The 21,500-nt window shown below is 73.3% G+C and carries 21 protein-coding genes and 2 pseudogenes; 17 read left to right on the top strand and 6 right to left on the bottom strand.

The annotated features are described in order from the left end of the window. Positions 1–321: 321 nt before the first annotated feature. Positions 322–624, bottom strand: a pseudogene (locus ABEA77_RS22300) (DivIVA domain-containing protein); the annotation flags it as partial. Between the two features lie 179 nt (positions 625–803). Here ABEA77_RS22300 and folP point away from each other — a divergent pair. After that, positions 804–1,676: a dihydropteroate synthase gene (gene folP / locus ABEA77_RS22295; protein ID WP_345650422.1), complete on the top strand. Its 873-nt coding sequence runs from the start codon at positions 804–806 to the stop codon at positions 1,674–1,676. A gap of 124 nt (positions 1,677–1,800) precedes the next feature. On the opposite strand, the gene ABEA77_RS22290 is transcribed toward folP, so the two are convergent. Together ABEA77_RS22290 and dapE are read right to left on the bottom strand one after the other, a co-directional pair. After that, positions 1,801–2,574 carry an LOG family protein gene (locus ABEA77_RS22290; RefSeq protein WP_345650419.1) on the bottom strand — a complete coding sequence of 258 codons (774 nt, stop codon included), beginning with the start codon at positions 2,572–2,574 and terminating at the stop codon, positions 1,801–1,803. A gap of 223 nt (positions 2,575–2,797) precedes the next feature. Further along, positions 2,798–3,874 carry a succinyl-diaminopimelate desuccinylase gene (gene dapE, locus ABEA77_RS22285; RefSeq protein WP_345650416.1) on the bottom strand — a complete coding sequence of 359 codons (1,077 nt, stop codon included), beginning with the start codon at positions 3,872–3,874 and terminating at the stop codon, positions 2,798–2,800. Positions 3,875–4,022: 148 nt separating this feature from the next. On the opposite strand from dapE, the gene ABEA77_RS22280 reads away from it, so the two are divergent. Together ABEA77_RS22280 and ABEA77_RS22275 are read left to right on the top strand one after the other, a co-directional pair. After that, positions 4,023–5,201, top strand: a complete 1,179-nt coding sequence (locus tag ABEA77_RS22280; protein ID WP_345650413.1) for a VldE C-terminal domain-containing protein — start codon at positions 4,023–4,025, stop codon at positions 5,199–5,201. Between the two features lie 315 nt (positions 5,202–5,516). After that, positions 5,517–5,903, top strand: coding sequence for an ATP-binding protein (locus ABEA77_RS22275; protein ID WP_345650412.1), 387 nt, complete (start codon positions 5,517–5,519; stop codon positions 5,901–5,903). 86 nt (positions 5,904–5,989) lie between these two features. Here ABEA77_RS22275 and dapC read toward each other — a convergent pair whose 3' ends face one another. Both dapC and fdxA read right to left on the bottom strand, forming a co-directional pair. Beyond that, positions 5,990–7,090, bottom strand: a complete 1,101-nt coding sequence (gene dapC / locus ABEA77_RS22270; protein ID WP_345650450.1) for a succinyldiaminopimelate transaminase — start codon at positions 7,088–7,090, stop codon at positions 5,990–5,992. A gap of 145 nt (positions 7,091–7,235) precedes the next feature. After that, entirely contained in the window at positions 7,236–7,556 is a 321-nt protein-coding gene (fdxA, locus tag ABEA77_RS22265; RefSeq protein ID WP_225012661.1) for a ferredoxin, read from the bottom strand. A gap of 140 nt (positions 7,557–7,696) precedes the next feature. Here fdxA and ABEA77_RS22260 point away from each other — a divergent pair, with 140 nt between their 5' ends. From ABEA77_RS22260 to ABEA77_RS22215, 10 genes and pseudogenes are all read left to right on the top strand, one after another. Continuing rightward, positions 7,697–8,701 carry a GNAT family N-acetyltransferase gene (locus ABEA77_RS22260; protein ID WP_345650406.1) on the top strand — a complete coding sequence of 335 codons (1,005 nt, stop codon included), beginning with the start codon at positions 7,697–7,699 and terminating at the stop codon, positions 8,699–8,701. 47 nt (positions 8,702–8,748) lie between these two features. Continuing rightward, on the top strand, positions 8,749–9,585 hold the full coding sequence (locus ABEA77_RS22255) for a transglutaminase family protein (protein WP_345650404.1): 837 nt from the start codon (positions 8,749–8,751) through the stop codon (positions 9,583–9,585). 115 nt (positions 9,586–9,700) lie between these two features. Beyond that, positions 9,701–9,895: a hypothetical protein gene (locus ABEA77_RS22250; protein WP_345650402.1), complete on the top strand. Its 195-nt coding sequence runs from the start codon at positions 9,701–9,703 to the stop codon at positions 9,893–9,895. Continuing rightward, on the top strand, positions 9,844–10,293 hold the full coding sequence (locus ABEA77_RS22245) for a hypothetical protein (RefSeq protein WP_345650400.1): 450 nt from the start codon (positions 9,844–9,846) through the stop codon (positions 10,291–10,293). Before ABEA77_RS22250 ends, ABEA77_RS22245 begins: the two co-directional genes overlap by 52 nt. Continuing rightward, positions 10,215–10,382, top strand: a pseudogene (locus ABEA77_RS22240) (DNA-binding response regulator); the annotation flags it as partial. The gene ABEA77_RS22245 and the pseudogene ABEA77_RS22240, both read left to right, overlap by 79 nt. Before the next feature lie 291 nt (positions 10,383–10,673). Then, positions 10,674–12,308, top strand: coding sequence for a peptide ABC transporter substrate-binding protein (locus tag ABEA77_RS22235; RefSeq protein ID WP_345650447.1), 1,635 nt, complete (start codon positions 10,674–10,676; stop codon positions 12,306–12,308). 133 nt (positions 12,309–12,441) lie between these two features. Beyond that, positions 12,442–13,365, top strand: coding sequence for an ABC transporter permease (locus ABEA77_RS22230; RefSeq protein WP_345650398.1), 924 nt, complete (start codon positions 12,442–12,444; stop codon positions 13,363–13,365). Then, the gene (locus tag ABEA77_RS22225; RefSeq protein WP_345650396.1) at positions 13,358–14,341 is read left to right on the top strand and encodes an ABC transporter permease; all 984 of its coding nucleotides are present in this window, start codon (positions 13,358–13,360) and stop codon (positions 14,339–14,341) included. Before ABEA77_RS22230 ends, ABEA77_RS22225 begins: the two co-directional genes overlap by 8 nt. A gap of 9 nt (positions 14,342–14,350) precedes the next feature. Beyond that, entirely contained in the window at positions 14,351–15,334 is a 984-nt protein-coding gene (locus ABEA77_RS22220; protein ID WP_345650394.1) for an ABC transporter ATP-binding protein, read from the top strand. Then, positions 15,318–16,463, top strand: coding sequence for an ABC transporter ATP-binding protein (locus ABEA77_RS22215; protein ID WP_345650392.1), 1,146 nt, complete (start codon positions 15,318–15,320; stop codon positions 16,461–16,463). Before ABEA77_RS22220 ends, ABEA77_RS22215 begins: the two co-directional genes overlap by 17 nt. Here the strand turns inward: ABEA77_RS22215 and ABEA77_RS22210 are convergent. Next, the gene (locus ABEA77_RS22210) at positions 16,446–18,581 is read right to left on the bottom strand and encodes a S9 family peptidase (RefSeq protein WP_345650390.1); all 2,136 of its coding nucleotides are present in this window, start codon (positions 18,579–18,581) and stop codon (positions 16,446–16,448) included. The genes ABEA77_RS22215 and ABEA77_RS22210 overlap by 18 nt on opposite strands. 343 nt (positions 18,582–18,924) lie before the next feature. Here ABEA77_RS22210 and ABEA77_RS22205 point away from each other — a divergent pair, with 343 nt between their 5' ends. From ABEA77_RS22205 to ABEA77_RS22190, 4 genes are all read left to right on the top strand, one after another. Further along, entirely contained in the window at positions 18,925–19,119 is a 195-nt protein-coding gene (locus ABEA77_RS22205) for a hypothetical protein (RefSeq protein WP_345650387.1), read from the top strand. 218 nt (positions 19,120–19,337) lie between these two features. Further along, complete coding sequence (gene cutA, locus ABEA77_RS22200; RefSeq protein ID WP_345650444.1) at positions 19,338–19,658, top strand: divalent-cation tolerance protein CutA; 321 nt, start codon at positions 19,338–19,340, stop codon at positions 19,656–19,658. Between the two features lie 553 nt (positions 19,659–20,211). Continuing rightward, positions 20,212–21,108: an N-acetyl-1-D-myo-inositol-2-amino-2-deoxy-alpha-D-glucopyranoside deacetylase gene (gene mshB / locus ABEA77_RS22195; protein ID WP_345650384.1), complete on the top strand. Its 897-nt coding sequence runs from the start codon at positions 20,212–20,214 to the stop codon at positions 21,106–21,108. Next, positions 21,105–21,497: a DUF6113 family protein gene (locus ABEA77_RS22190; protein ID WP_345650382.1), complete on the top strand. Its 393-nt coding sequence runs from the start codon at positions 21,105–21,107 to the stop codon at positions 21,495–21,497. The genes mshB and ABEA77_RS22190 overlap by 4 nt, the downstream gene beginning before the upstream one ends. The last annotated feature ends 3 nt before the right edge of the window (positions 21,498–21,500 follow it).

Here is a 21,500-nt window from a genome sequence, read left to right as displayed (position 1 = left end):
CGCGCTCGGCGCGGCGGCCCCCGGCCCGCGCGCCGCCGCGGGGCCGCCGGCCTCGGCGCCGAACCCCTGCGCGGGGCCCTGCCCCGGGCCGTCCCAGCCGCGTCCCTCGGCGTACTCGGGATATTCAGGGTATTCGGCATATTCAGGGTAATCAGCGGATTCAGGGCGTCCGGGGTACTCGGGGTGCTCGGGGTATCCGCTGGATTCCGGTCCGTAGCCCTGGCCGTACGGCGCTTCCCGCCCGTACTGCTCCCGGCCGTACTCCCCGCCGAAGGCGCCCGCGCCGCCGTACTGCCGGCCGGGGCCGTACGCCTGCCGCGCCGCGCCGCCGTGCACGCCGGCGAGCGCGGACTCCAGCTCGGTGATGCGCGCGTCGCGCTCGGCGAGCTCGGCGCCGAGGCGGCTGAGCACGTCGTCGACATCGGCCATGCGGTAGCCGCGCACGGCCACCGGCAGCCGGACGGCGTCGATGTCGGCGGAGCTCACCGGGCGGCTCTCCGGCAGCGGGTCGGTGAGGCGCTCGGGGGCGGTCTCGGGCAGCACGGCGCGGTCCCCGCCGCCCAGGACCGCCATCGTGACCGCGGCGACCACCACGACCATCGCGATGAGCAAGAACCAGAACACGTGCCTCTCCCCGGTGCCGAAGCCGATCTCTCGGAACGCAGAACTGCGTGGACCGATCGTGCCACGAGCCACTGACACCCGGGACACGACCGGCCCCGTAAGGTCGGTGCCCTGGGCCGGTCCCGGCGCGGCGGGGTACGGGGCGGCGGGAGCGCGGGGCGAGAGGAACGGTACGAGGCATGAGCGGCGGCACTCTGCGGCTGGGACGGCGGGAGTTCGGCGAGCACGAGCAGGTCGTCATGGCGATCGTCAACAGGACTCCCGACTCGTTCTACGACCAGGGGGCGACCTTCCAGGACAGGCCCGCGCTCGACCGGGTGGCACGCGCCGTGGACGAGGGCGCGGGGATCGTGGACATCGGCGGGGTGAAGGCGGGGCCTGGTGAGGAGGTCACCGTGACGGAGGAGATCCGCCGCACGGTGGGCTTCGTCGCCGCGGTGCGCGACCGCCACCCGGACGTGGTGATCAGCGTGGACACCTGGCGGCACGAGGTGGCGGACGCGGTGTGCGCGGAGGGCGCCGACCTGCTCAACGACGCGTGGGGCGGGGTCGACCCGCTGCTCGCCGAGGTCGCGGCGCGCCGGGGCGTGGGGATCGTGTGCACGCACGCGGGCGGCGCCGAGCCGCGCACCAGGCCGCACCGGGTCGCCTACGACGACGTGATGGCGGACATCCTGGCCGTGACGGTCGGCCTGGCGGAGCGCGCCCGCGACCTGGGGGTGCGCGAGGACGCCATCCTCATCGACCCGGGCCACGACTTCGGCAAGAACACCCGGCACTCCCTCGAGGCGACCCGCAGGCTGCCGGAGATGGCGCGGACGGGCTGGCCGGTGCTGGTGTCGCTGTCGAACAAGGACTTCGTGGGCGAGACGCTGGACCGTCCGGTCAAGGAGCGGCTGCTCGGCACGCTGGCGACCACGGCGGTCTCGTCGTGGCTCGGCGCCCGCGTCTACCGCGTGCACGAGGTGGCGGAGACCCGGCAGGTCCTCGACATGGTGTCGTCGATCGCGGGCCACCGGCCGCCCGCGGTGGCCCGCCGCGGTCTGGCCTGACCGGCGTTTCACCGCCTTGGCGTGCGGCGCCCGCGACGTGCGGCGCCCGGGTCCCTCCGCGGGCTCCCGGGCGCTTGTCGTCTCGTGTACCGGGGCCGCGCAGCGGCGCTCCCGGCACCGCGGTTCAGGGCGTGGGCCCGTGGCCCCGGTCCGTGCCCGCTTCCTTGCTGACCAGGCTGACCGCTTCCTCGACGTCGTCCGTGACGTGAAAGAGCAGCAGGTCCTTCTCCGCGGCCTTGCCCTGGGCGACCACGGTGCCGCGCAGCCAGTCGACGAGGCCGCCCCAGTACTCCGTGCCGAACAGCACGATCGGGAAGCGCGTCACCTTGCGCGTCTGCACCAGGGTGAGCGCCTCGAACAGCTCGTCCATGGTGCCGAGGCCGCCCGGCAGGACCACGAACCCCTGCGCGTACTTGACGAACATCGTCTTGCGGACGAAGAAGTACCGGAAGTTGACGCCCATGTCGACGTAGGGGTTGAGCCCCTGCTCGAAGGGGAGCTCGATGCCGAGGCCGACGGAGATCCCGCCCGCCTCGTGGGCGCCGCGGTTGGCGGCCTCCATGGCGCCGGGGCCGCCGCCGGTGATCACGGCGAATCCGGCCTGGACGAGTGCCTTGCCGATGCGTACGCCCGCGTCGTACTCGGGCGAGTCGGCCGGGGTGCGGGCCGAGCCGAACACACTGATCGCGTTCGGCAGTTCCGCGAGGGCGCCGAAGCCCTCCACGAACTCGGACTGGATGCGCATGACCCGCCAGGGGTCGGTGTGCACCCACGCGGAGTCACCCGCGGTGTCGAGCAGCCGCTGGTCCGTGGTGCCGGCCTGCACCCGGTCGCCGCGCCTGAAGACCGGTCCGAGCCGCTGTTCCTCGGGCCCCGCGGCCTCCTCGGGACTGCCCATCAGCCGCTCCTCTCTCGTCCTGTCGCGTCCTGGTCTGGTGATGATTTTCGAAATGCTCTCCGCCTCGTTTCCCCACTCGCTGTTTCCGGTCTCCCCGGCCACCCCGGTTTTCCGGCTTCCCGGTTTTCCGCCTTCGCGTCCTCCCGCAAGCGTAGAGGTACGGACGTGACGAACGGCGAAATTCCGGCCGTCGGTACGGCGCAGGTCAGCGGCCGTGGAGCGGTCAGGAGGTGAGCCAGCTGCGCAGCCGCTCCTCGCAGTGGACGATACGGTCGACGGCGACCCGCTCGTCGACCTTGTGTGCGAGCAGTGCGTCGCCGGGGCCGTAGTTCACCGCGGGCACACCGAGCGCGCCGAAGCGGGACACGTCGGTCCAGCCGAACTTGGGCTGCGGGGTGCCGCCCACCGCCGCCATGAACGCGGCGGCCGCCGGGTGCGAGAGCCCGGGGAGCGCGGCCCCCGAGTGGTCGGTCACGGTGAACTCGGCGACGCCGCAGTCGGCGAACACCTCGCGGACGTGCGCGACGGCCTCCTCCGCGCCGCGGTCGGGCGCGTAGCGGTAGTTGACCGTGACGGTGCAGGCGTCGGGGATGACGTTGGTCGCGACGAAGCCCTCGATGCGCACGGCGTTGAGCCCCTCGTGGTACTCCAGGCCGTCGATGACCGGCCTGCGGGGCTCGTACGCGGCGAGGCGGGCGAGGATCGGGGCGGCCGCGTGGACGGCGTTGGACCCCATCCAGCTGCGTCCCGAGTGCGCGCGCTCGCCGACGGTGGTCAGCTCGACCCGCAGGGTGCCCTGGCAGCCGCCCTCGACCTGTCCGTCGGACGGTTCGAGCAGGACGGCGAAGTCGCCCGCCAGCCAGTCGGGGTGCGCCTCCGCCACGTGGCCGAGGCCGTTGAGGTGGGCCGCGACCTCCTCGTTGTCGTAGAAGACGAAGGTCAGGTCGCGGTTGGGCTCGGGCACCGTGGCGGCGATGCGCAGTTGCACGGCCACGCCCGACTTCATGTCGGTGGTGCCGCAGCCCCACAGCACACCGTCCTCGTCGAGCCGGGACGGGACGTTGCCCGCGATCGGGACGGTGTCGAGGTGCCCGGCGAGCACCACGCGCTCGGGGCGGCCGAGGTGGGTGCGGGCGACCACGTTGTTGCCGTACCGGTCGACGGTGAGGTGCGGGAGCGTGCGCAGTGCCCGCTCGACGGCGTCGGCGAGCGGGCCCTCGGTGCCGCTGACGGAGGGCTGGTCGACGAGGCGGGCGGTAAGCGCGCCGGCGTCGAGCGTGAGGTCGAGGAAGTCGGACATGCAGGTGACACTAACCCGCCGGGGTGCCGGGCCCCCAACGCCCGTGCTCCGGCACGTTATCCCTGGTCCGCCCGGGTGCGGGGGCGGTCGCGGCGGCCGTTGTCCACAGGCGGGGTGCCAGGGTGCCACACTCCAGTACGGTGGGCGCGTGTCCGAGACCGTCACGCGCTTCCGCCGCGGCCGCCTCCTGCGGTTCGCCGCCGCCCTCGCGGTGCTGCTCGCCGTCGCCTCGTACGTCGGTGTGCAGTATCTGACCGGTGGGGGGGCGGGCCCCACCAAGTGCAGTGTCCGCGCGTCCGGCGCGTCGGGCGGCGGCACCTTCGAACTGACGCCGGAGCAGGCGTCGAACGCGGCGACGATCTCGGCGGTCGGCATCACCCGCGGCATGCCGCAACGGGCGGTCACCATCGCGCTCGCGACCGCGCTCCAGGAGTCGGGGCTTCGCAACCTGCCGTCCGGGGACCGCGATTCGCTCGGCCTGTTCCAGCAGCGCCCGTCCGCGGGGTGGGGCACGCGGCGGGAGATCCTCGACCCGGTGTACGCGTCGACGCAGTTCTACGAGCACCTGGGCAAGATCCCGGACTACGGGCGGCTGCCGCTGACGGTGGCCGCGCAGGAGGTCCAGCGCAGCGGCTTCCCCGAGGCGTACGCGAAGCACGAGCCGGACGCGACGCTGCTCGCCGCCGCGTTCACCGGGTCGGCGCCCGCGGCGCTGACCTGTCCCGCGCCGTTCGACCACGCGCCGGGCGACCCGCGCGAGGTGCGTACGGCTCTGGTGCGGGCCTTCGGCCCGAAGGCGCTGCCGGAGGGCGGCGCGCCGAACCACACCACCGCGGCCGCCGCCACGGGCCGCGCGACTCCCGGCGGTTCCGACGCCGGCGCGGGCGCCGGTACGGCGTCGGACGCGGGTACGGGGTCGGACGCCGGTACGGGGTCGGACGCCGGTACGTCGGACGCCGCCGCGGTGTCGGCGTCCGCCGCCGCGGGCCCCGGGCCAGGGCGCTCCGGGACCGCCCCGGGTGGGGCGGGCTCCGGGGTGACGCCCGCTCAGGACGCCGGGGGCACGCACTCCGGCACGCTCTCCGTGCCGGTGCGCGCCCTGCCGGGCGCGGCGGGCACGGTCGACGCGGCGGGCGCGGGCACGCGGCGGCGCGGCTGGGAGCTGGCCCACTGGGCGGTGGCCCGGTCGAGCGCGCTGCACATCACCCGGGTGGCGTACGCGGGGCGGGTGTGGAGCGCGGCGGACGCCGGGGCGGGCTGGCAGCGCGCGGCGGGGAAGTCCGGCGCGCTCTCCGCCTCCGAGGTGATGATCGGCCTCGCGCAGTAGTTCGGCATGTCGCCCGCACGGTGGGGCGCGGCAGGTCCGTGCGGCACATTCCCGAGGATGGTCCTTTTGTCGGTCCGCAGTCCCGGTCCGCTTGGGGCGCTTGTGGAGTGACGGTTCAGCAGCCGCGGGCACCAGTGGACGTTTGCCCGTTTTCACCCGACTCCGACAATACGACGCATTGCCAATTCTTTACCTTGCTGCTCCGCAACCTGGGCCGCCCCTCAGGGAGTTGTCACGGCGTCCGACCGGTGCCCGACCCGAAGGACCCTGGCCGACCGGCCTGGCCACGGGCGCCGCTCATCCCGAAGGAGCATCATGTCCCTCCCCCTGACCCGCCGCATCGCCCGCGCCGCGCTGCTCGTCGCCGCGGGCGCCGCCGCCCCCGTCGTGGCCTCGGGCGCCGCCAACGCCGCGTCGCTGCCGCAGGCCACCGACCTGGGAGCGGTCAGCTCGCTGGACGGCGCCAACCTGGGCGACACCGTCGACCACGGCGCGCGCTCGGCCACCGACATGGCGGGCAAGACCGGCGCGCACGTCGTCGGCACGGCCGTCCCCGCCGCGGGCAAGACCCTCGGCTCGGCCGGCAAGACCGTGGCGCCCGCCGCGCAGCAGGTCGCGGGCCAGACCGCGGGCAGCGCGGGCACCCTGCTCGGCGACACCGCCAAGAACAACCAGCTGCCGAGTCTGCCGCTCGGCGGCTGACGCCCCCGGCGCACGGAAGGCCCGGGGCATCCGGCTCCGGGCCTTCTCCATGCCTGTCCCCGCGACGGCCGCGCTTCGCGCGGCGCTCAGCCGCCGAGCCGCTTCACGGCCGCGTCGACCCGCTCGTCGGTCGCGGTCAGCGCGACCCGCACGTGCCGGGCCCCTGCCTCGCCGTAGAACTCACCGGGCGCCACCAGGATGCCGCGCTCCGCGAGGTAGCCCACGGTGTCCCAGCAGTTCTCGTCGCGGGTGGACCAGAGGTAGAGGCCCGCGTCGCTCAGGTCGACGCGGAAGCCGTCTCGCTCCAGCGCGGCCCGCAGCGGGCCGCGCCGCGCCGCGTACCGCTCGCGCTGCTCCGCCACGTGGGTGTCGTCGCCGAGCGCGGCGATCGTGGCCGCCTGCACCGGCGAGGGCACCATCATCCCGCCGTGCTTGCGCACCTGGAGCAGCTCGCCGAGCACGTTCTCGTCACCGACGAGGAAGGCCGCGCGGTAGCCGGCGAGGTTCGAGCGCTTCGACAGCGAGTGGACCGCGACGAGGCCGTCGTACGAGCCGCCGCACACGTCGGGGTGGAGCACCGAGACCGGCTCCGGGCCCTCCCAGCCGAGCTCCAGGTAGCACTCGTCGCTGAAGACCAGCACGCCGTGGTCGCGCGCCCAGGCCACGATCCGCGTCAGCTCCTCCTTGGAGAGCACGCCGCCCGTCGGGTTGGACGGGGAGTTCAGCCACAGCAGCTTCAGGCCCGCGGGGTCGAGCTCGGCCGGGTCGGCGTAGGGGGCGAGGCCTGCGCCCGCGAGCCGCGCGCCGACCTCGTACGTCGGGTAGGCGAGGCGCGGGTAGGCGACGCGGTCGCCGGGGCCGAGCGCCAGCTGCACGGGGGCCCAGGCGACGAGCTCCTTGGAGCCGACGACCGGCAGGACGTTGCGGTGGGTGAGCCCGCCGGCGCCGAGCCTGCGCCCGGCCCAGCCGGTGAGCGCGTCGCGCAGCGCGGCCGTGCCCCAGACGGTCGGGTAGCCGGGCGAGTCGGCCGCGTCGGCGAGCGCCCGCCGCACGAGCGCGGGCACCGGGTCGACCGGCGTGCCGATGGAGAGGTCCACGATCCCGTCGGGGTGGGCGCGGGCGGTCTCCTCGTACGGCTTGAGCCGGTCCCACGGAAAGACCGGAAGGGACTGCGACAGTGCGGGCACGGTGCTCACTCACTCTCTCGTACGGTGTCGGCCCCGCCCCGCCGCGCGCGAGGCGTACGCGGAAAGGCGCGGAACAGACGCAGAACGGACGCAGACACGCCGGTCCCGCACGGCGAGGACCGTGCGGGACCGTGGGCGCGGGGGGTCAGCCGTTCTGCGGGGGCAGCGCGGCGACGAGGGGGTGGTCCCGCTCGATCAGGCCGAGCTTCGAGGCACCGCCGGGGGAGCCGAGCTCGTCGAAGAACTCCACATTCGCCTTGTAGTAGTCCTTCCACTCGTCCGGGGTGTCGTCCTCGTAGAAGATCGCCTCGACCGGGCAGACCGGCTCACAGGCACCGCAGTCGACGCATTCGTCCGGGTGGATGTACAAGGACCGTGAGCCCTCGTAGATGCAGTCGACCGGGCACTCCTCGATGCACGCCTTGTCCTTCACGTCGACACAAGGCTGCGCGATGACGTAGGTCACGCTGTCGTTCCTCCTCCATAGGGCGCGGCGGGCCGATCTGCGGCTCCGTCCACGGGCGCGCGAAAGCGCGGCGTCGTCGATGCCCGCATCTAGTATCTCCGTTCCCGGGCACGATCCGAACAGGAGGGGCGCGCAGAGCAGTGGAAATCACCGGCGCAGGACGTCTTGAGGTCCGGATCACCCCTGCTGATGTGGGCAAACGGGTATCAGTCCGACGGCTGACCGGAGCATCGGACGGCTCGGAGAAATTCACCGACACGGTGGGCGTTCTCACATCCTGGAACGACGGGGTGATGCTCGTCACACGCCGCTCGGGCGAGGCGGTGGCCATCGACGAGTCGTCCCTGGTCGCGGGGAAAGTCGTGCCCGACACGCCCGCGCGGCGCCGGGGCCCCGCCGCGACCCGTGCCGAGCTGGCCGCGGTCGCGGCCCGCGCCTGGCAGCCCGTCGAGTCCGAGCCGCTCGGCGGCTGGCGGCTGCGCGCGGCGGGCGGGTTCACCCGGCGCGCCAACTCCGCGCTCGCGACGCGCGACCCGGGAGTGCCGGCCGGCGAGGCGCTGACCGCCGTGCGCCGGTGGTACGAGGCGCGCGGGCGCACCCCGTACGTCCAGCTGCAGGCGGAGTCGGCCGCGGAGCAGGAACGGCTGGCCGGCGCTTTCGCGGCGCACGGCTGGCGGCCAGAAGCGGCCACGGAGGTCTGGACGGGCGCGCCGGCGCCGGTCGCCGACCTGGCGGCCGACACGGCGCGGGTGCGGCTGTCGCGGACGGTCGACGAGGCGTGGCTGCGGCGCTACCACCGTACGGAACGGGCCGTAGGCCCCGAGCAGTTGCACGTCCTGCGCAGCGGTCCCTCCACGTGGTTCGCGACCGTGCCCGACCCGGCGGGCGACGGCGGGCCCGCGGCGATCGGCCGCTGCGTGGTCGACGGCCGCTGGGCGGGGTTCATGGCGGTGGAGGTCGATCCGGCGCACCGGCGCCGGGGGCTCGCGCGCGCGGTGATGGCGGCGCTCGCGCGCCGGGCGCTCGACGAGGGCGCGTCGGCAGCCTGGCTCCAGGTGGAGGACGACAACGCGCCCGCGCGTGCGTTGTACACGGACATGGGGTTCGCGGCCCACCACGCCTACCGGTACTTCCGGCCGGCGTAGGGCCGCGGCCACGGCGCCGCGCGAGAGCTGAAGGGCCGGTGGGAGCGGTGGGGAAACCGTACGAGAAGGACGAGCGGCGGGCCAGGTTCGCCGAGGAGGCGCGGGCCGCGCGGCCCGACCCCGCGGTGCTGTGCCTGCTGATCGGCGCGGAGGCCGACCCCTCGGCGGGCGAGGCGGAGCTCGACGCGGCGCAGGCCGAACTCGACCGGCTCGCCGGGCTGCTGCCGTTCGGCCCGCGCACTCCGGCGGACTGGGCACGCGCGGTGGGCGACCTGCTGGGCGGGCGGTGCGGGTTCCACGGCGCGCCCGCCGACTACCGCAGGCTGGAGTCGTCGCTGCTGCCCGAGGTGCTCAGGCGGCGGCGCGGGCTGCCGATCCTGCTGTCGCTGGTGTGGACCGAAGTGGCGCGGCGCGCGGGCGCCCCGGTGTGCGGGGTGGCGCTGCCGGGGCACTTCGTCGTCGGGTTCGGGCCGCGGGAGGAGCTGGTGCTCGCCGACCCGTTCGCCGGCGGGGCGCTGCTGAGCGGGGAGCAGGCGGCCGCGCTCGCCGCGGGCGCCGCGGGCGGCCCCCTGCCCGCCGGGGCGCTGCGGCCTGCCGAGCCGCTCGACGTGGTCGCGCGCGTGCTGAACAACATCAGGGCGTGGGCGGCGGGCCGCCCCGAGCACGGCGGGGTGGCGCTGTGGGCGCTTGAGCTCGCGATGCTGCTGCCCGCGCATCCGGCGCGGCTGCGCTACGACCACGCGAGGCTGCTGGTGGAGCGCGGCGACTACCTGCGCGGCGCCGCGGAACTTGAGGAGTACGCGGACGTCGTGGCGGCCGTGGAGCCCGCGACGGCCCGGGCGATCCGCCACCGGGCGCGCGCCGCCCGCGCCCTGCTCAACTGACGCCCCGGCACGCTCTCGGGCCTGCCGTGCCGTGCTCCATTCGTCAAGTTGCTAATTGCGCACTGCGGATCGCGGATGGCGTACCGACCCGACCGGCCTACGGGGGACCTCGACCATGGACGACGGGGCGCTCGGCGCGCGGGACGAGGCCCGGCTGCTCGACCTGGCGTCCGACGTGCTCTACAGCGACGGCCCGGGCACGCTCTGGCGGCGGGTGGGCCCGGAGACCGTGGGCGCCCTGCCGGCCACGGCCGTGCTGTGCAAGGCGCGACGGCCCTGCTGTGCAAGGCGGCGAGCGCGGGCGGTGTGACCGCCTGGCCGGTGACGCGGCTGCCGACCGCCCGCCAGCTCGCGTGCATCAGGCGCGGCTATCCGTTCGTGGGTGCGGGCCGGGCGATTCCGCTCGACCGGCCGGTGGTCGCGAGCCGCGTCGCGGGCGAGGGGCCGTGGCACGACAGCGAGGCGTACGCGGTGACCGCGGAGCTGCTCGGCACGCGGGACGTGATCGGGCTGCGGCTCGACGACGGCTCTCCCGGACCGGTACGCGGCCTGCTGGTGCACTGCGCGGACCGGGGCGGCACCCGCCGCGAGCGCGCCTGCCTGGGGCGGATGCACCCGCTGCTGCGGGCATGGACCGGCACGCGGCGCTGCTGCGGCGCAGGGCGCACGCGCCCGCCGTCCTCGCGGGCGCGGGCGGCGGCGGCCTGACGCCCCGGGAGGCCACGGTGCTCGTGCTGCTCGCGGAGGCACTGCCCGCGACGGCGATCGGCCGGCGGCCCGGCGTCTCGGTGCGCACGGTCCACAAGCCCGTGGAGAACACCTACCGCAAGCTCGGCACCCGCGACCGCCTGGAGACCCTCCTGCGCGCGCAGGCCGCCGGGCTGCTGCCCGCGCCGCGCTCGCCGGCCGGCCGGCGACGGGCCGGGACAGCGCCGCGCGCGACCGCCCACGCGCGGGTGCGTGCTGCCTGCATCCGGGCGTATCTGCCCGCGGGGACAGCGCGGACGGGCGCGAAGAAAGTGCGTTCTGTAGCCATATGGGGTGTATTTGGGTCCAAAGAGATCTTGGGCCTGAAGAGGAGGCACTCCATGCGAGGAGCCACGCACGCCAAGTGGGCCGCAGGCGCGATCGCCGTCGCCCTCACGGCAACGGCCTGCGGCGGGGGCGGCGACAGCGGCAGCGGCGGCGGCGGCGCGAACGGGATCGTGAGCGCCTCGTGGGGCGACCCGCAGAACCCCCTGGAGCCGGCGAACACCAATGAGGTCCAGGGCGGCAAGGTCCTCGACATGCTCTTTCGCGGCCTGAAGCGCTACGACCCGAAGACGGCCAAGGCGCAGAACTGGCTCGCCCAGTCGATCACCACCAAGGACTCGCAGAACTTCACCGTCACGGTGAAGAAGGGCTGGAAGTTCTCCAACGGCGAGAAGATCACGGCGAAGTCGTTCGTGGACGCCTGGAACTACGGCGCGTACCTGAAGAACAACCAGGTCAACTCCCCGTTCTTCCAGTACATCGACGGCTACGACGACGTGCACCCCACCTCGGGGCAGCCCAAGGCGAAGACGATGTCGGGCCTCAAGGTCACCGGGCCGCAGACCTTCACCGTACGGCTGTCGCAGAAGTTCTCCACCTGGCCGGACACCCTCGGCTACGCGGCCTTCTCGCCGCTGCCGAGCACCTTCTTCACCCACCACGCGGCGTGGCTCGCCAAGCCCGTCGGCAACGGCCCGTACACCATCAGCAAGTACACCAAGGGCTCGCAGATGCAGCTGCGCCGCTGGAAGGGCTACCCGGGCCCGGACAAGGCGCAGAACGGCGGCGTCGACCTCAAGGTCTACACCGACAACAACACCGCCTACACCGACCTGACGGCGGGCAACCTCGACCTGGTGGACGACGTGCCCGCGGCCCAGCTGAAGAACGCCAAGTCCGACCTGGGCGGCCGGTACATCAACACCCCCGCGGGCATCATCCAGACCCTCGCGTTCCCGTTCTACGACAAGCGCTGGAACAACAAGAACGCGGTGAAGCTGCGCACCGGCCTCTCGATGGCCATCAACCGCGCGCAGATCACGAAGACGATCTTCAACAACACCCGCACGCCCGCGACCGACTGGACCTCGCCGGTGCTCGGCTCCTCCGGTGGCTACCGGAGCGGGCTGTGCGGCAAGGCGTGCGCGTACAACCCGTCGGAGGCCCGCAAGCTCATCCAGCAGGGCGGCGGCATCCCCGGCGGGCGGATGACGATCTCGTACAACGCCGACACCGGCTCCCACAAGGAGTGGGTGGACGCCACCTGCAACAGCATCAACAACGTGCTGCACAACGACAAGGCGTGCGTCGGCGCGCCCGTCGGCACCTTCGCCGACTTCCGCAGCAAGATCACGCAGCACAAGATGACCGGGCCGTTCCGCGCCGGCTGGCAGATGGACTACCCGCTCATCCAGGACTTCCTGCAGCCGCTGTACTACACCGACGCCTCCTCGAACGACGGGAAGTTCTCGAATCCCCAGTTCGACAAGCTGGTCAACCAGGCCAACGGGGAGACGGACAGGCAGCGGGCCGTGCAGCTGTTCCAGCAGGCCGAGGGCGTCGTGCGGGACCAGATGGCGGCCATCCCGCTCTGGTACCAGAACGGCAGCGCGGGCTACTCGGACCGCGTCTCCGACGTCCGGCTCAACCCCTTCAGCGTCCCGGTCTACGGGGACATCAAGGTCAAGTGACCCGCACGAAAGACCCTGAGCGCCACCCACGGCCCGGCGCGCACCCGCGCGCCGGGCTCCCGTACGGGGCGCGGGCGCCGCTGCACCCGGGCGCCACCGCACCCCGAAGGCCCGACGACCCGCGGAGGCCGGTATGGGACGCTATGTGATCCGGCGGCTGCTCCAGATGATCCCCGTGTTCATCGGCGCCACGCTGCTGATCTTCCTGATGGTCAACGTCATGGGCGACCCCGTCCAGGGGCTGTGCGGCGACAAGGCGTGCGACCCCGCGACGGCGGCGCAGCTGCGCAGTGAGTTCGGCCTCGACAAGCCCCTGTGGCAGCAGTACCTGACGTACATGGGCCATGTCTTCGAGGGCAACTTCGGGACGGCCTTCAACGGGCAGCCGGTGACCGAGCTGATGGGCGACGCCTTCCCCGTCACGATCCGGCTGACGGTCATCGCCATCGTCTTCGAGATCATCATCGGCATCGCGCTTGGCGTCGCGACCGGCCTGCGCAGGGGCAGCCCCGTCGACACCACGGTGCTGCTGCTGACGCTGGTGGTGATCTCCGTGCCGACGTTCGTCACCGGCCTGATCGTCCAACTGCTGTTCGGCGTGAAGTGGAGCCTGATCCAGCCCTCGGTCTCCCCCGAGGCGCCGTTCGACCAGCTGATCATGCCGGGCCTCGTGCTCGCCTCGGTCTCGCTCGCGTACGTCACCCGGCTCACCCGCACCTCCATCGCGGAGAACCGGCGCTCCGACTACGTGCGCACGGCGACCGCCAAGGGCCTGCCGCGCCGCCGGGTGATCGTGCGCCACCTGCTGCGCAACTCGCTGATCCCGGTGGTCACCTTCATCGGCACGGACATCGGCGGCCTGATGGGCGGCGCGATCGTCACGGAGCGGATCTTCAACATCCACGGCGTCGGCTACCAGCTCTACCAGGGCATCCTGCGGCAGAACTCGCAGACCGTCGTGGGCTTCGTGACCGTGCTCGTGCTGGTCTTCCTCGTCGCCAACCTGCTGGTCGACCTCCTGTACGCCGTACTCGACCCGAGGATTCGGTATGCCTGAACAACTCCCGAGGAACGCGGGCGACGGCGCCATCGCGCCCACCGGCGCGGGCGGCGCGATGGACATCGCGACCGAGGGCGCGGGCCCCGGCGGCCCGCCGGGCGCGCCGGAGGGCGGCGGCGCGTCGGGCGAGGCGCGCAGCCTCTGGTCGGACGCCTGGCACGACCTGCGCCGCAACCCGGTCTTCATCATCTCGTCGCTGGTGATCCTCTTCCTCGTCGTCATCTCGATCTGGCCGTCGCTGATCGCGTCGGGCAACCCGCTCTCCTGCGACCTGGCGAAGGCACAGGACGGCCCGGCACCCGGCCACCCCTTCGGTTTCAACGGGCAGGGCTGCGACGTCTACACGCGCACCGTGTACGGCGCCCGCGCCTCGGTCACGGTCGGCGTGTGCGCCACGGTCGGCGTGGCGATCCTCGGCTCCGTGCTCGGCGGGCTCGCCGGGTTCTTCGGGGGATGGGGCGACGCGGTGCTCTCCCGGATCACCGACATCTTCTTCGGCATCCCCGTGGTGCTCGGCGGCCTCGTGCTGCTCTCCGTGATCACCAACACGACGGTGTGGCCGGTCATCGGGTTCATCGTGCTGCTGGGGTGGCCGCAGATCTCCCGTATCGCGCGCGGCTCCGTGATCACCATCAAGCAGAACGACTTCGTCCAGGCGGCGCGCGCCCTCGGCGCCTCCAACACGCGGATGCTGGTGCGGCACATCATGCCCAACGCGATCGCGCCGGTGATCGTCGTGGCGACCATCGCGCTCGGCACGTACATCTCTCTCGAAGCGACGCTCTCCTACCTCGGGGTCGGGCTCAAGCCGCCGACCGTGTCGTGGGGCATCGACATCTCCACCGCGTCGCCGTACATCCGCAACGCGCCGCACATGCTGCTCTACCCGGCGGGCGCCCTGGCGATCACGGTGCTCGCGTTCATCATGCTGGGCGACGCGGTGCGCGACGCCCTCGACCCCAAGCTGCGCTGAGGAGCCCGCATGCTGCTCGAAGTGCGCGACCTGCACGTGGAGTTCCACACCCGCGAAGGGATCGCCAAGGCCGTCAACGGCGTCAGCTACGCGGTGGACGCGGGCGAGACGCTCGCCGTGCTCGGCGAGTCCGGTTCCGGCAAGTCCGTCACCGCCCAGGCGATCATGGGCATCCTCGACGTGCCGCCGGGCCGGATCTCCGGGGGCGAGGTCCTCTTCAAGGGCCGCGACCTGCTGAAGCTCAAGGAGGAGGAGCGGCGCAGGGTGCGCGGCGCCGAGATGGCGATGATCTTCCAGGACGCGCTGTCGTCGCTCAACCCGGTGCTCAGCGTGGGCCAGCAGCTCGGCGAGATGTTCACCGTGCACCGCGGCATGTCCCGCAAGGACGCGCGGGCGAAGGCCGTGGAGCTGATGGACCGGGTCCGCATCCCCGCCGCGAAGGAGCGGGTGAACCAGTACCCGCACCAGTTCTCGGGCGGGATGCGCCAACGCATCATGATCGCGATGGCGCTGGCGCTCGAACCCTCGCTGATCATCGCGGACGAGCCGACGACCGCGCTCGACGTGACCGTGCAGGCGCAGGTGATGGACCTGCTCGCGGAGCTCAGGCGAGAGCTCGACATGGGGCTGATCCTGATCACCCACGACCTGGGCGTGGTCGCGGACGTCGCCGACCGGATCGCCGTGATGTACGCGGGCCGCATCGTGGAGACGGCGCCCGTGCACGACATCTACAAGGCGCCCGCCCACCCCTACACGCGCGGCCTGCTCGACTCGATCCCCCGGCTCGACCAGAAGGGCCAGGACCTGTACGCGATCAGGGGCCTGCCGCCCAACCTGCTGAACATCCCGCCCGGCTGCGCCTTCCACCCCCGCTGCCCGCGCGCCAGGGACGTGTGCACCACGGACGAGCCGCCGCTGTACGAGGTGAGCGCGGCCCGGCGCAGCGCCTGCCACTTCTGGAGGGAGACGCTCGATGACGTCGACGGCTGAGGCGCACGCGGGGACGGAGACCGTCCTGGAGGTGCGCGACCTCGTCAAGCACTACCCCCTCACCCAGGGCGTCGTCCTGCGCCGGCAGGTCGGCGCGGTGAAGGCGGTGGACGGCGTCTCGTTCGCCCTCGGGGCCGGCGAGACGCTCGGCATCGTGGGCGAGTCGGGGTGCGGCAAGTCCACCGTCGCCAGGATGCTCGTACACCTGGAGGAGCCGACCGGGGGCCGGATCACGTTCAAGGGCGAGGACATCACCCAGCTGTCCGGCCGTGCGATGAAGGCGGTGCGGCGCAACATCCAGATGGTCTTCCAGGACCCGTACACCTCGCTCAATCCGCGGATGACGGTCGGCGACATCATCGGGGAGCCGTTCGAGATCCACCCGGAGGTCGCGCCGAAGGGCAGCAGGCGGCGCAAGGTGCAGGACCTGCTGGACGTGGTGGGCCTCAACCCGGAGTACATCAACCGCTATCCGCACCAGTTCTCCGGCGGCCAGCGCCAACGCATCGGCATCGCGCGCGGGCTCGCGCTGCAGCCCGAGGTGATCGTCGCGGACGAGCCGGTCTCCGCGCTCGACGTGTCGGTGCAGGCCCAGGTCATCAACCTGATGGAGCGGCTGCAGGGCGAGTTCGGCCTGAGCTACGTGTTCATCGCGCACGACCTGTCGATCGTCCGCCACATCTCCGACCGGGTCGCGGTGATGTACCTGGGCAAGATCGTGGAGACCGGCACCGACACCGAGATCTACGACCACCCGACGCACCCGTACACGCAGGCGCTCCTGTCCGCGGTGCCGCTGCCCGACCCGGCCGCCCGCGAGCGCCGGGAGCGCATCCTGCTCCAGGGAGACGTGCCCTCCCCCGCCAACCCGCCGTCCGGCTGCCACTTCCGCACCCGCTGCTGGAAGGCGCAGGACATCTGCGCGCGGGAGGAGCCCCCGCTCGCGGTCCCCGCGTGGCTCTCCGACGCGGGCCCCACGGCACACCCCTCGGCCTGCCACTTCGCCGAGGAGAAGCGGATCGTGCCGCCGCCCCCGGGCCCCGGGGGCGGCGGCCCCGGCGCGGGAAGCCGCCCCCGCACGGGCGGCGGCCCCGGCGCGGGGGCAGGCGGCTCAGGACAGCCCGAGTGAGCGCTTGAGGAAGTCCAGCTGGAGCAGGAGCAGGTTCTCCGCGACCTGCTCCTGCGGCGTCATGTGCGTGGCGCCGGTCAGCGGCAGCACCTCATGCGGGCGGCCCGCCTCAAGCAGCGCGGTGGACAGCCTCAGCGAGTGGGCGACCACCACGTTGTCGTCCGCCAGACCGTGGATGATCATCATCGGCCGCGCGGGCTCCGCCGCGAGCGAGAGCCCGGCATCGGTGATCAGCGAGTTGCGCGCGTACACCTCGGGGCGCTCCCCCGGGTCGCCGAGATAGCGCTCCTGGTAGTGGGTGTCGTAGAGGCGCAGGTCGGTGACGGGCGCGCCGACGACGGCCGCGTGGAAGACGTCCGGCCTGCGCAGTACGGCGAGCGCGGCGAGGAAGCCGCCGCCCGACCAGCCGCGGATCGCGACCCGGTCGAGGTCGAGCGGGAAGTCGGCGGCGAGCGCGCGCAGCGCGTCGACCTGGTCGGCCAGGATCACCGACGCCATCTCGTCCTTGATCGCCTTCTCCCACCCGGGGCTGCGGCCCGGCGTGCCGCGCCCGTCCGCGACGACCACCGCGAACCCCTGGTCGGCGAACCACTGGGACGTCAGGTGCGCGTGGTGCGAGTGGACGGCGCGCTGCGCGTGCGGGAAGGCGTACGGGTCGAGCAGGACGGGCAGCCTGCCGTCCGACTCCTGGTAGCCGGTCGGCAGCAGCACGGCGCTCGGGATGCGCCGCTCCCCCGCCTCCGTCAGCACGAAGTGCGCGGTGAGCACGGGGTACTGGGCGTACGAGACCAGCTCGACGGGCGGGTGGCCCTCCCGCAGCACGGCAGCCGCGGGCCCGCTCGGGTCGGGGCCCGCGGTGCGCAGGACGGTGGCGCCGCCGCCGCGCACCGCCGTGTGCAGGCCCGGCCCCTCGGAGACGCGCTGCACGCCGAGCTCGTTGACGCGGTAGACGTGCACCTCGCCGGTCTCGGGGTGCGCGGCCTCGGGGCCCGCGGACGCGGAGACCAGGATGTCCCGCACGTCGATGTCGAGCACGGCCCGCACGTGCAGCTGGGGCCCGGTCAGGGCCCGGTCGCCGACGACGAGGACGCGGGCGCCGCCCTCGTCGGCGATCCGCACGAGACGGCCGTCCGGCGCCCAGGCGGGCACGCCCGGGTGCAGTTCGAGCCAGGCCGGGTCCTCGTCCTGGTGCACGATCCGGGTCTCCCCCGTCACCGTGTTGACGCCGAGGTACTGGGTGCGGCGCTGGTCGCGGGACTGGACGAGCAGCAGCGGCGCCCCGGCCTCGGACCAGTGCACGCGCGCGAGGTAGGGGAAGCGCACCCGGTCCCAGACGACCTCGGTGCGCTCCCCCGCGAGGCCCATGAGGAACAGCGTCACGTCGGCGTTGGGCGTGCCGGCCGCCGGGTACGACACGGAGGCCGGCGGCCTGTCGGGGTGGGCCGGGTCGGAGATCCACCATCTGCGGACCCTCGCGGTGTCGACCCGCGCGACCAGCAGCCGGTCCGAGTCCGGCGACCACCAGAAGCCGCGGGTGCGGTTCATCTCCTCCGCGGCGACGAACTCGGCGACGCCGTAGGCCACCTCGTCCTTCTCCGGCGCGGCGAGTTCCCTGTCCCCCGCCCCGTCCGCCTCCGCGACCCGCAGCGCGCCGCGCGTCACGTACGCGACCCTGCGGCCGTCCGGCGAGGGCCTGGGGTCGAGGACCGGGCCGGGGACGTCCAGCTCCCGCACCACGGGCTCCGTGAGCGAGGCGGTGAACAGGCGCCCCGACAGTGGGAAGGCGGCCGTCCGCACGGCCGCGTCGACCGCGTACCCGACGATGCCCGCCGAGCTCTCCCGCACCCGCTCGCGCCGCGCGCGCTCCTGCGCCGACAGCTGTTCGGGCGCGCCGCCGAGCAGCGATACGGGGTCGGCGGCGATCCGCTCCTTCGGCCCCTCGGCGTCCGCGAGGTCCACCACCCACAGACGGTTCACCCGATCGGTACCCGACGAGGACCGGAGGAAGACCACGCGCTCCCCGTCGGGGGAGACGGTGAAGGCACGGGGTACGCCCAGGGTGAACCGCTGGGTCTTCGCGTGCTGTCGCGGGAACGAAAGCTGATCCTTCAAGGTCATGGCACCGAATTTAACGGCCGTGCGCCCCCGTTGTGCTGCCGTGCTCCGATCGATGCGTTCCGACGGATAGTTATGATCCCTAGCGGCGTGTGGGTATGAACCACCCGCCGGGCACCTGCTGTCCGCCCATACCAGCCAGACCAGACCCAACAGACCGACCGGACCGATCAGATCAGCGACTCGATGACCCGATGACCGCCGACCCGATGCCCCCGACGACCGCTGTCCGCCCTACCGTCTGCCGCCGGCCGTCCCTCGACACCGGGGCTCCCACCGATCGTTCTCCGCTGATGTCGTCTGTCCCCAGGCCTCTCGCCCAAACGCCCTGTGGAGGTGAACCACCGTGGTGCTCTCGATCTCACTGGCGGTGCTGCTCGTGGTCATCGTCGTCATGATGATCCGCAAGTCGGGACTGAAGGCGGGACACGCCATCGTCTGCGCGCTCGCGGGCTTCTTCCTCGCGAGCTCGTCGGTCGCCCCGACGATCACCTCGCTGACGTCGAGCGTGGCGGGCATGATCGGGAACATCAAGTTCTGACCGGGCCGCGCGGCGGGGCGGGCCGGCGGTCGCCCTGCCCGCCACGGTCAGCACCGTCGCTGCCATGCCGCAGGCCGCCTCGGGGCGCGTCCCATCCGCCGTGCCCTCAAGGGGGCGACGAGTCCCGCAGCTCCCGAGAGGGAGGAACGGCGAGGCTCAGGCCGGGTGCGGCGGTACGGTCGTCCCCCGACCGGAGGAAGGGGAAGCCGACCGTGTCCGTGTCCGATTGCATCACCGTGCTGACGACGACCGACAGCGCCGAGAAGGCGCAGGACCTCGCGGCCACCGCCGTGGGTGCGAAGGTGGCGGCCTGCGCACAGATCGACGGGCCGATCACGTCCGTGTACCGCTGGGAAGGCGCCGTACAGACCGACCAGGAGTGGCGCGTCCTGTACAAGACGACCGCAGGCAGGTTCGCCGCGCTGGAGGCGCAGATCCGCGGCGTCCACGACTACGACACCCCGGAGATCATCGCAACGCCGATCACGGACGGCGGGGACGACTACCTGTCCTGGATCCGCGACGAGACCGCCGAGTGATCTGTCCCAGGGCCGCCCCCAGTTCGGCTCCCAGCTCCCGTGCCGCGCTGTTCCCGGCCGGAGCTGGGCCATGGGCGTCTCCAAGCGCCGCCGCCCGAGTGTGGCTTCCGTCTCGAAGGTGACGGCCAGGGCCTCGCGCGCCACGGCGATGCCCTGGTCGTAGTCGCCGCCCGCCACGAGGGCCGTGGCGACATCTCCGAGGATGACGGCCCGCACCTTGGCCTCGTCCGGCCGCAGGGCCGCCAACGCCAGCCTCGAAACCGACGCCACATTCGCATGCCCGAGCCGCCCGTGACAGTTCCCGAGTTGCGCGCCCTGGTCGCGCCGCGCGTCGGCCCCGTGAGCCCGGTCGCGTGCTCCGTCTGCAGAGAGCTGAAAGCGCGGGTGACGAGCGTCAGGACCCCTGAGGAGCCGAGGCCGGTGCTTGCGGCGATGCACCGGACCGGCCGGGCCCCACCGGCCGGCGGCCGGACGAGCACGCGCACAGGGCGTACCGCATGCGGACTCATGAGCCGTCGCGCAGGGGCGCGGCGGCGGCTCGTAGGCTGGTGCCATGACCGATCCGTCCGACCGCCGGCTGCTGCTCGTCCACGCGCACCCCGACGACGAAACGATCAACAACGGCGCCACCATGGCCAAGTACGCGGCCGAGGGCGCCTCCGTGACGCTGGTGACCTGCACGCTCGGCGAGGAGGGCGAGGTCATCCCGCCCGAGCTCGCGCACCTCGCGGCCGACCGGGACGACACCCTGGGCACCCACCGCATCGGTGAGCTCGCGGCGGCGATGCAGGCGCTCGGCGTCACCGACCACCGCTTCCTCGGCGGCCCCGGCCGCTTCCGCGACTCCGGGATGATGGGCCTGCCCACCAACGACCGCGAGGGCGCGTTCTGGCACACGGACGTCGACACGGCCGCGCCGTACCTGGTGGAGATCGTGCGCTCCGTGCGCCCGCAGGTCCTGGTCACGTACGACCCCGACGGGGGGTACGGGCACCCCGACCACATCCAGGCGCACCGGGTCGCCATGCGCGCCGTCGACCTCGCCGCCGACCCGGACTACCGCGCGGACCTCGGGCCCGCGCACACCGTCGCCAAGGTGTACTGGAACCGCGTGCCGCGCTCGGCGGCCGAGGAGGGCTTCGCCAGGCTGCGGGCGAGCGGCGCGCAGTTCCCCGGCGTCGCGGACGTGGCGGACCTGCCGGGCGTGGTGGAGGACGACGTGATCACGGCCGCCGTCGACGGCGGCCCCTACACGGGGCACAAGACGGCCGCGATGCGCGCCCACGCCACCCAGATCGCGGTGGACGGCCCCTTCTTCGCGCTCTCCAACGACCTGGGCCAGCCGCTGTTCGCCACCGAGTACTACGAACTGGTGCGCGGCACGGCGGGCGCGCCGCCGGGCGAGCGGGAGAGCGACCTGTTCGCGGGCCTCTCCTGGACGGACGCGTGAGCGGGCCGGGCCCGGGGCGGCCGGGTCCCGGCGTGCTCGCCGGGTGCGCCGGCCTGGTGGTGCTCGGCGCGGCCGTGGGCGTCGCGGGCGCCCTGGTGCAGGGCGGCCTCTTCCCCGGAGGGCTGCTGCTCGCGCTGGTCGCGACCGCCGCGGTGTTCCTCGGCGGACAGCGCGCGACGAGCAGCCAACTGGGGCTCGGCGCCGCGGTTCTCGGCTGGGTGGCCTCCGTCGTCCTGCTGAGCATGGGCCGCCCGGAGGGTGACGGGGCGTTCGCCGCCGGCGTCGGGCCGCTCGTCTACCTGCTGGGCGGGATGGTGATCGCTGTGATCTGCGCCACCGTCGCACGCCCCACCGCGTCCGCCGCGCGGCCAGGGGTCCGCGGCCGGTGAGGC

This window comes from Streptomyces tremellae (assembly GCF_039540215.1).
Taxonomy (GTDB): domain Bacteria; phylum Actinomycetota; class Actinomycetes; order Streptomycetales; family Streptomycetaceae; genus Streptomyces; species Streptomyces tremellae.
Note: the sequence above shows the minus strand (reverse complement) of the source record. Positions and strands in the feature narration are given on the sequence as shown.

What these genes read in the sequence shown, in the direction of transcription:
- ABEA77_RS22220 (WP_345650394.1), top strand. Translation starts at nt 14,351, where the DNA reads ATGCTGCTCGAAGTGCGCGACCTGCACGTGGAGTTCCACACCCGCGAA.
- ABEA77_RS22230 (WP_345650398.1), top strand. Translation starts at nt 12,442, where the DNA reads ATGGGACGCTATGTGATCCGGCGGCTGCTCCAGATGATCCCCGTGTTC.
- ABEA77_RS22225 (WP_345650396.1), top strand. Translation starts at nt 13,358, where the DNA reads ATGCCTGAACAACTCCCGAGGAACGCGGGCGACGGCGCCATCGCGCCC.
- ABEA77_RS22235 (WP_345650447.1), top strand. Translation starts at nt 10,674, where the DNA reads ATGCGAGGAGCCACGCACGCCAAGTGGGCCGCAGGCGCGATCGCCGTC.
- ABEA77_RS22290 (WP_345650419.1), bottom strand. Translation starts at nt 2,574, where the DNA reads ATGGGCAGTCCCGAGGAGGCCGCGGGGCCCGAGGAACAGCGGCTCGGA.
- ABEA77_RS22275 (WP_345650412.1), top strand. Translation starts at nt 5,517, where the DNA reads ATGTCCCTCCCCCTGACCCGCCGCATCGCCCGCGCCGCGCTGCTCGTC.
- ABEA77_RS22215 (WP_345650392.1), top strand. Translation starts at nt 15,318, where the DNA reads ATGACGTCGACGGCTGAGGCGCACGCGGGGACGGAGACCGTCCTGGAG.
- ABEA77_RS22250 (WP_345650402.1), top strand. Translation starts at nt 9,701, where the DNA reads ATGGACGACGGGGCGCTCGGCGCGCGGGACGAGGCCCGGCTGCTCGAC.
- folP (WP_345650422.1), top strand. Translation starts at nt 804, where the DNA reads ATGAGCGGCGGCACTCTGCGGCTGGGACGGCGGGAGTTCGGCGAGCAC.
- ABEA77_RS22210 (WP_345650390.1), bottom strand. Translation starts at nt 18,581, where the DNA reads ATGACCTTGAAGGATCAGCTTTCGTTCCCGCGACAGCACGCGAAGACC.
- dapE (WP_345650416.1), bottom strand. Translation starts at nt 3,874, where the DNA reads ATGTCCGACTTCCTCGACCTCACGCTCGACGCCGGCGCGCTTACCGCC.
- mshB (WP_345650384.1), top strand. Translation starts at nt 20,212, where the DNA reads ATGACCGATCCGTCCGACCGCCGGCTGCTGCTCGTCCACGCGCACCCC.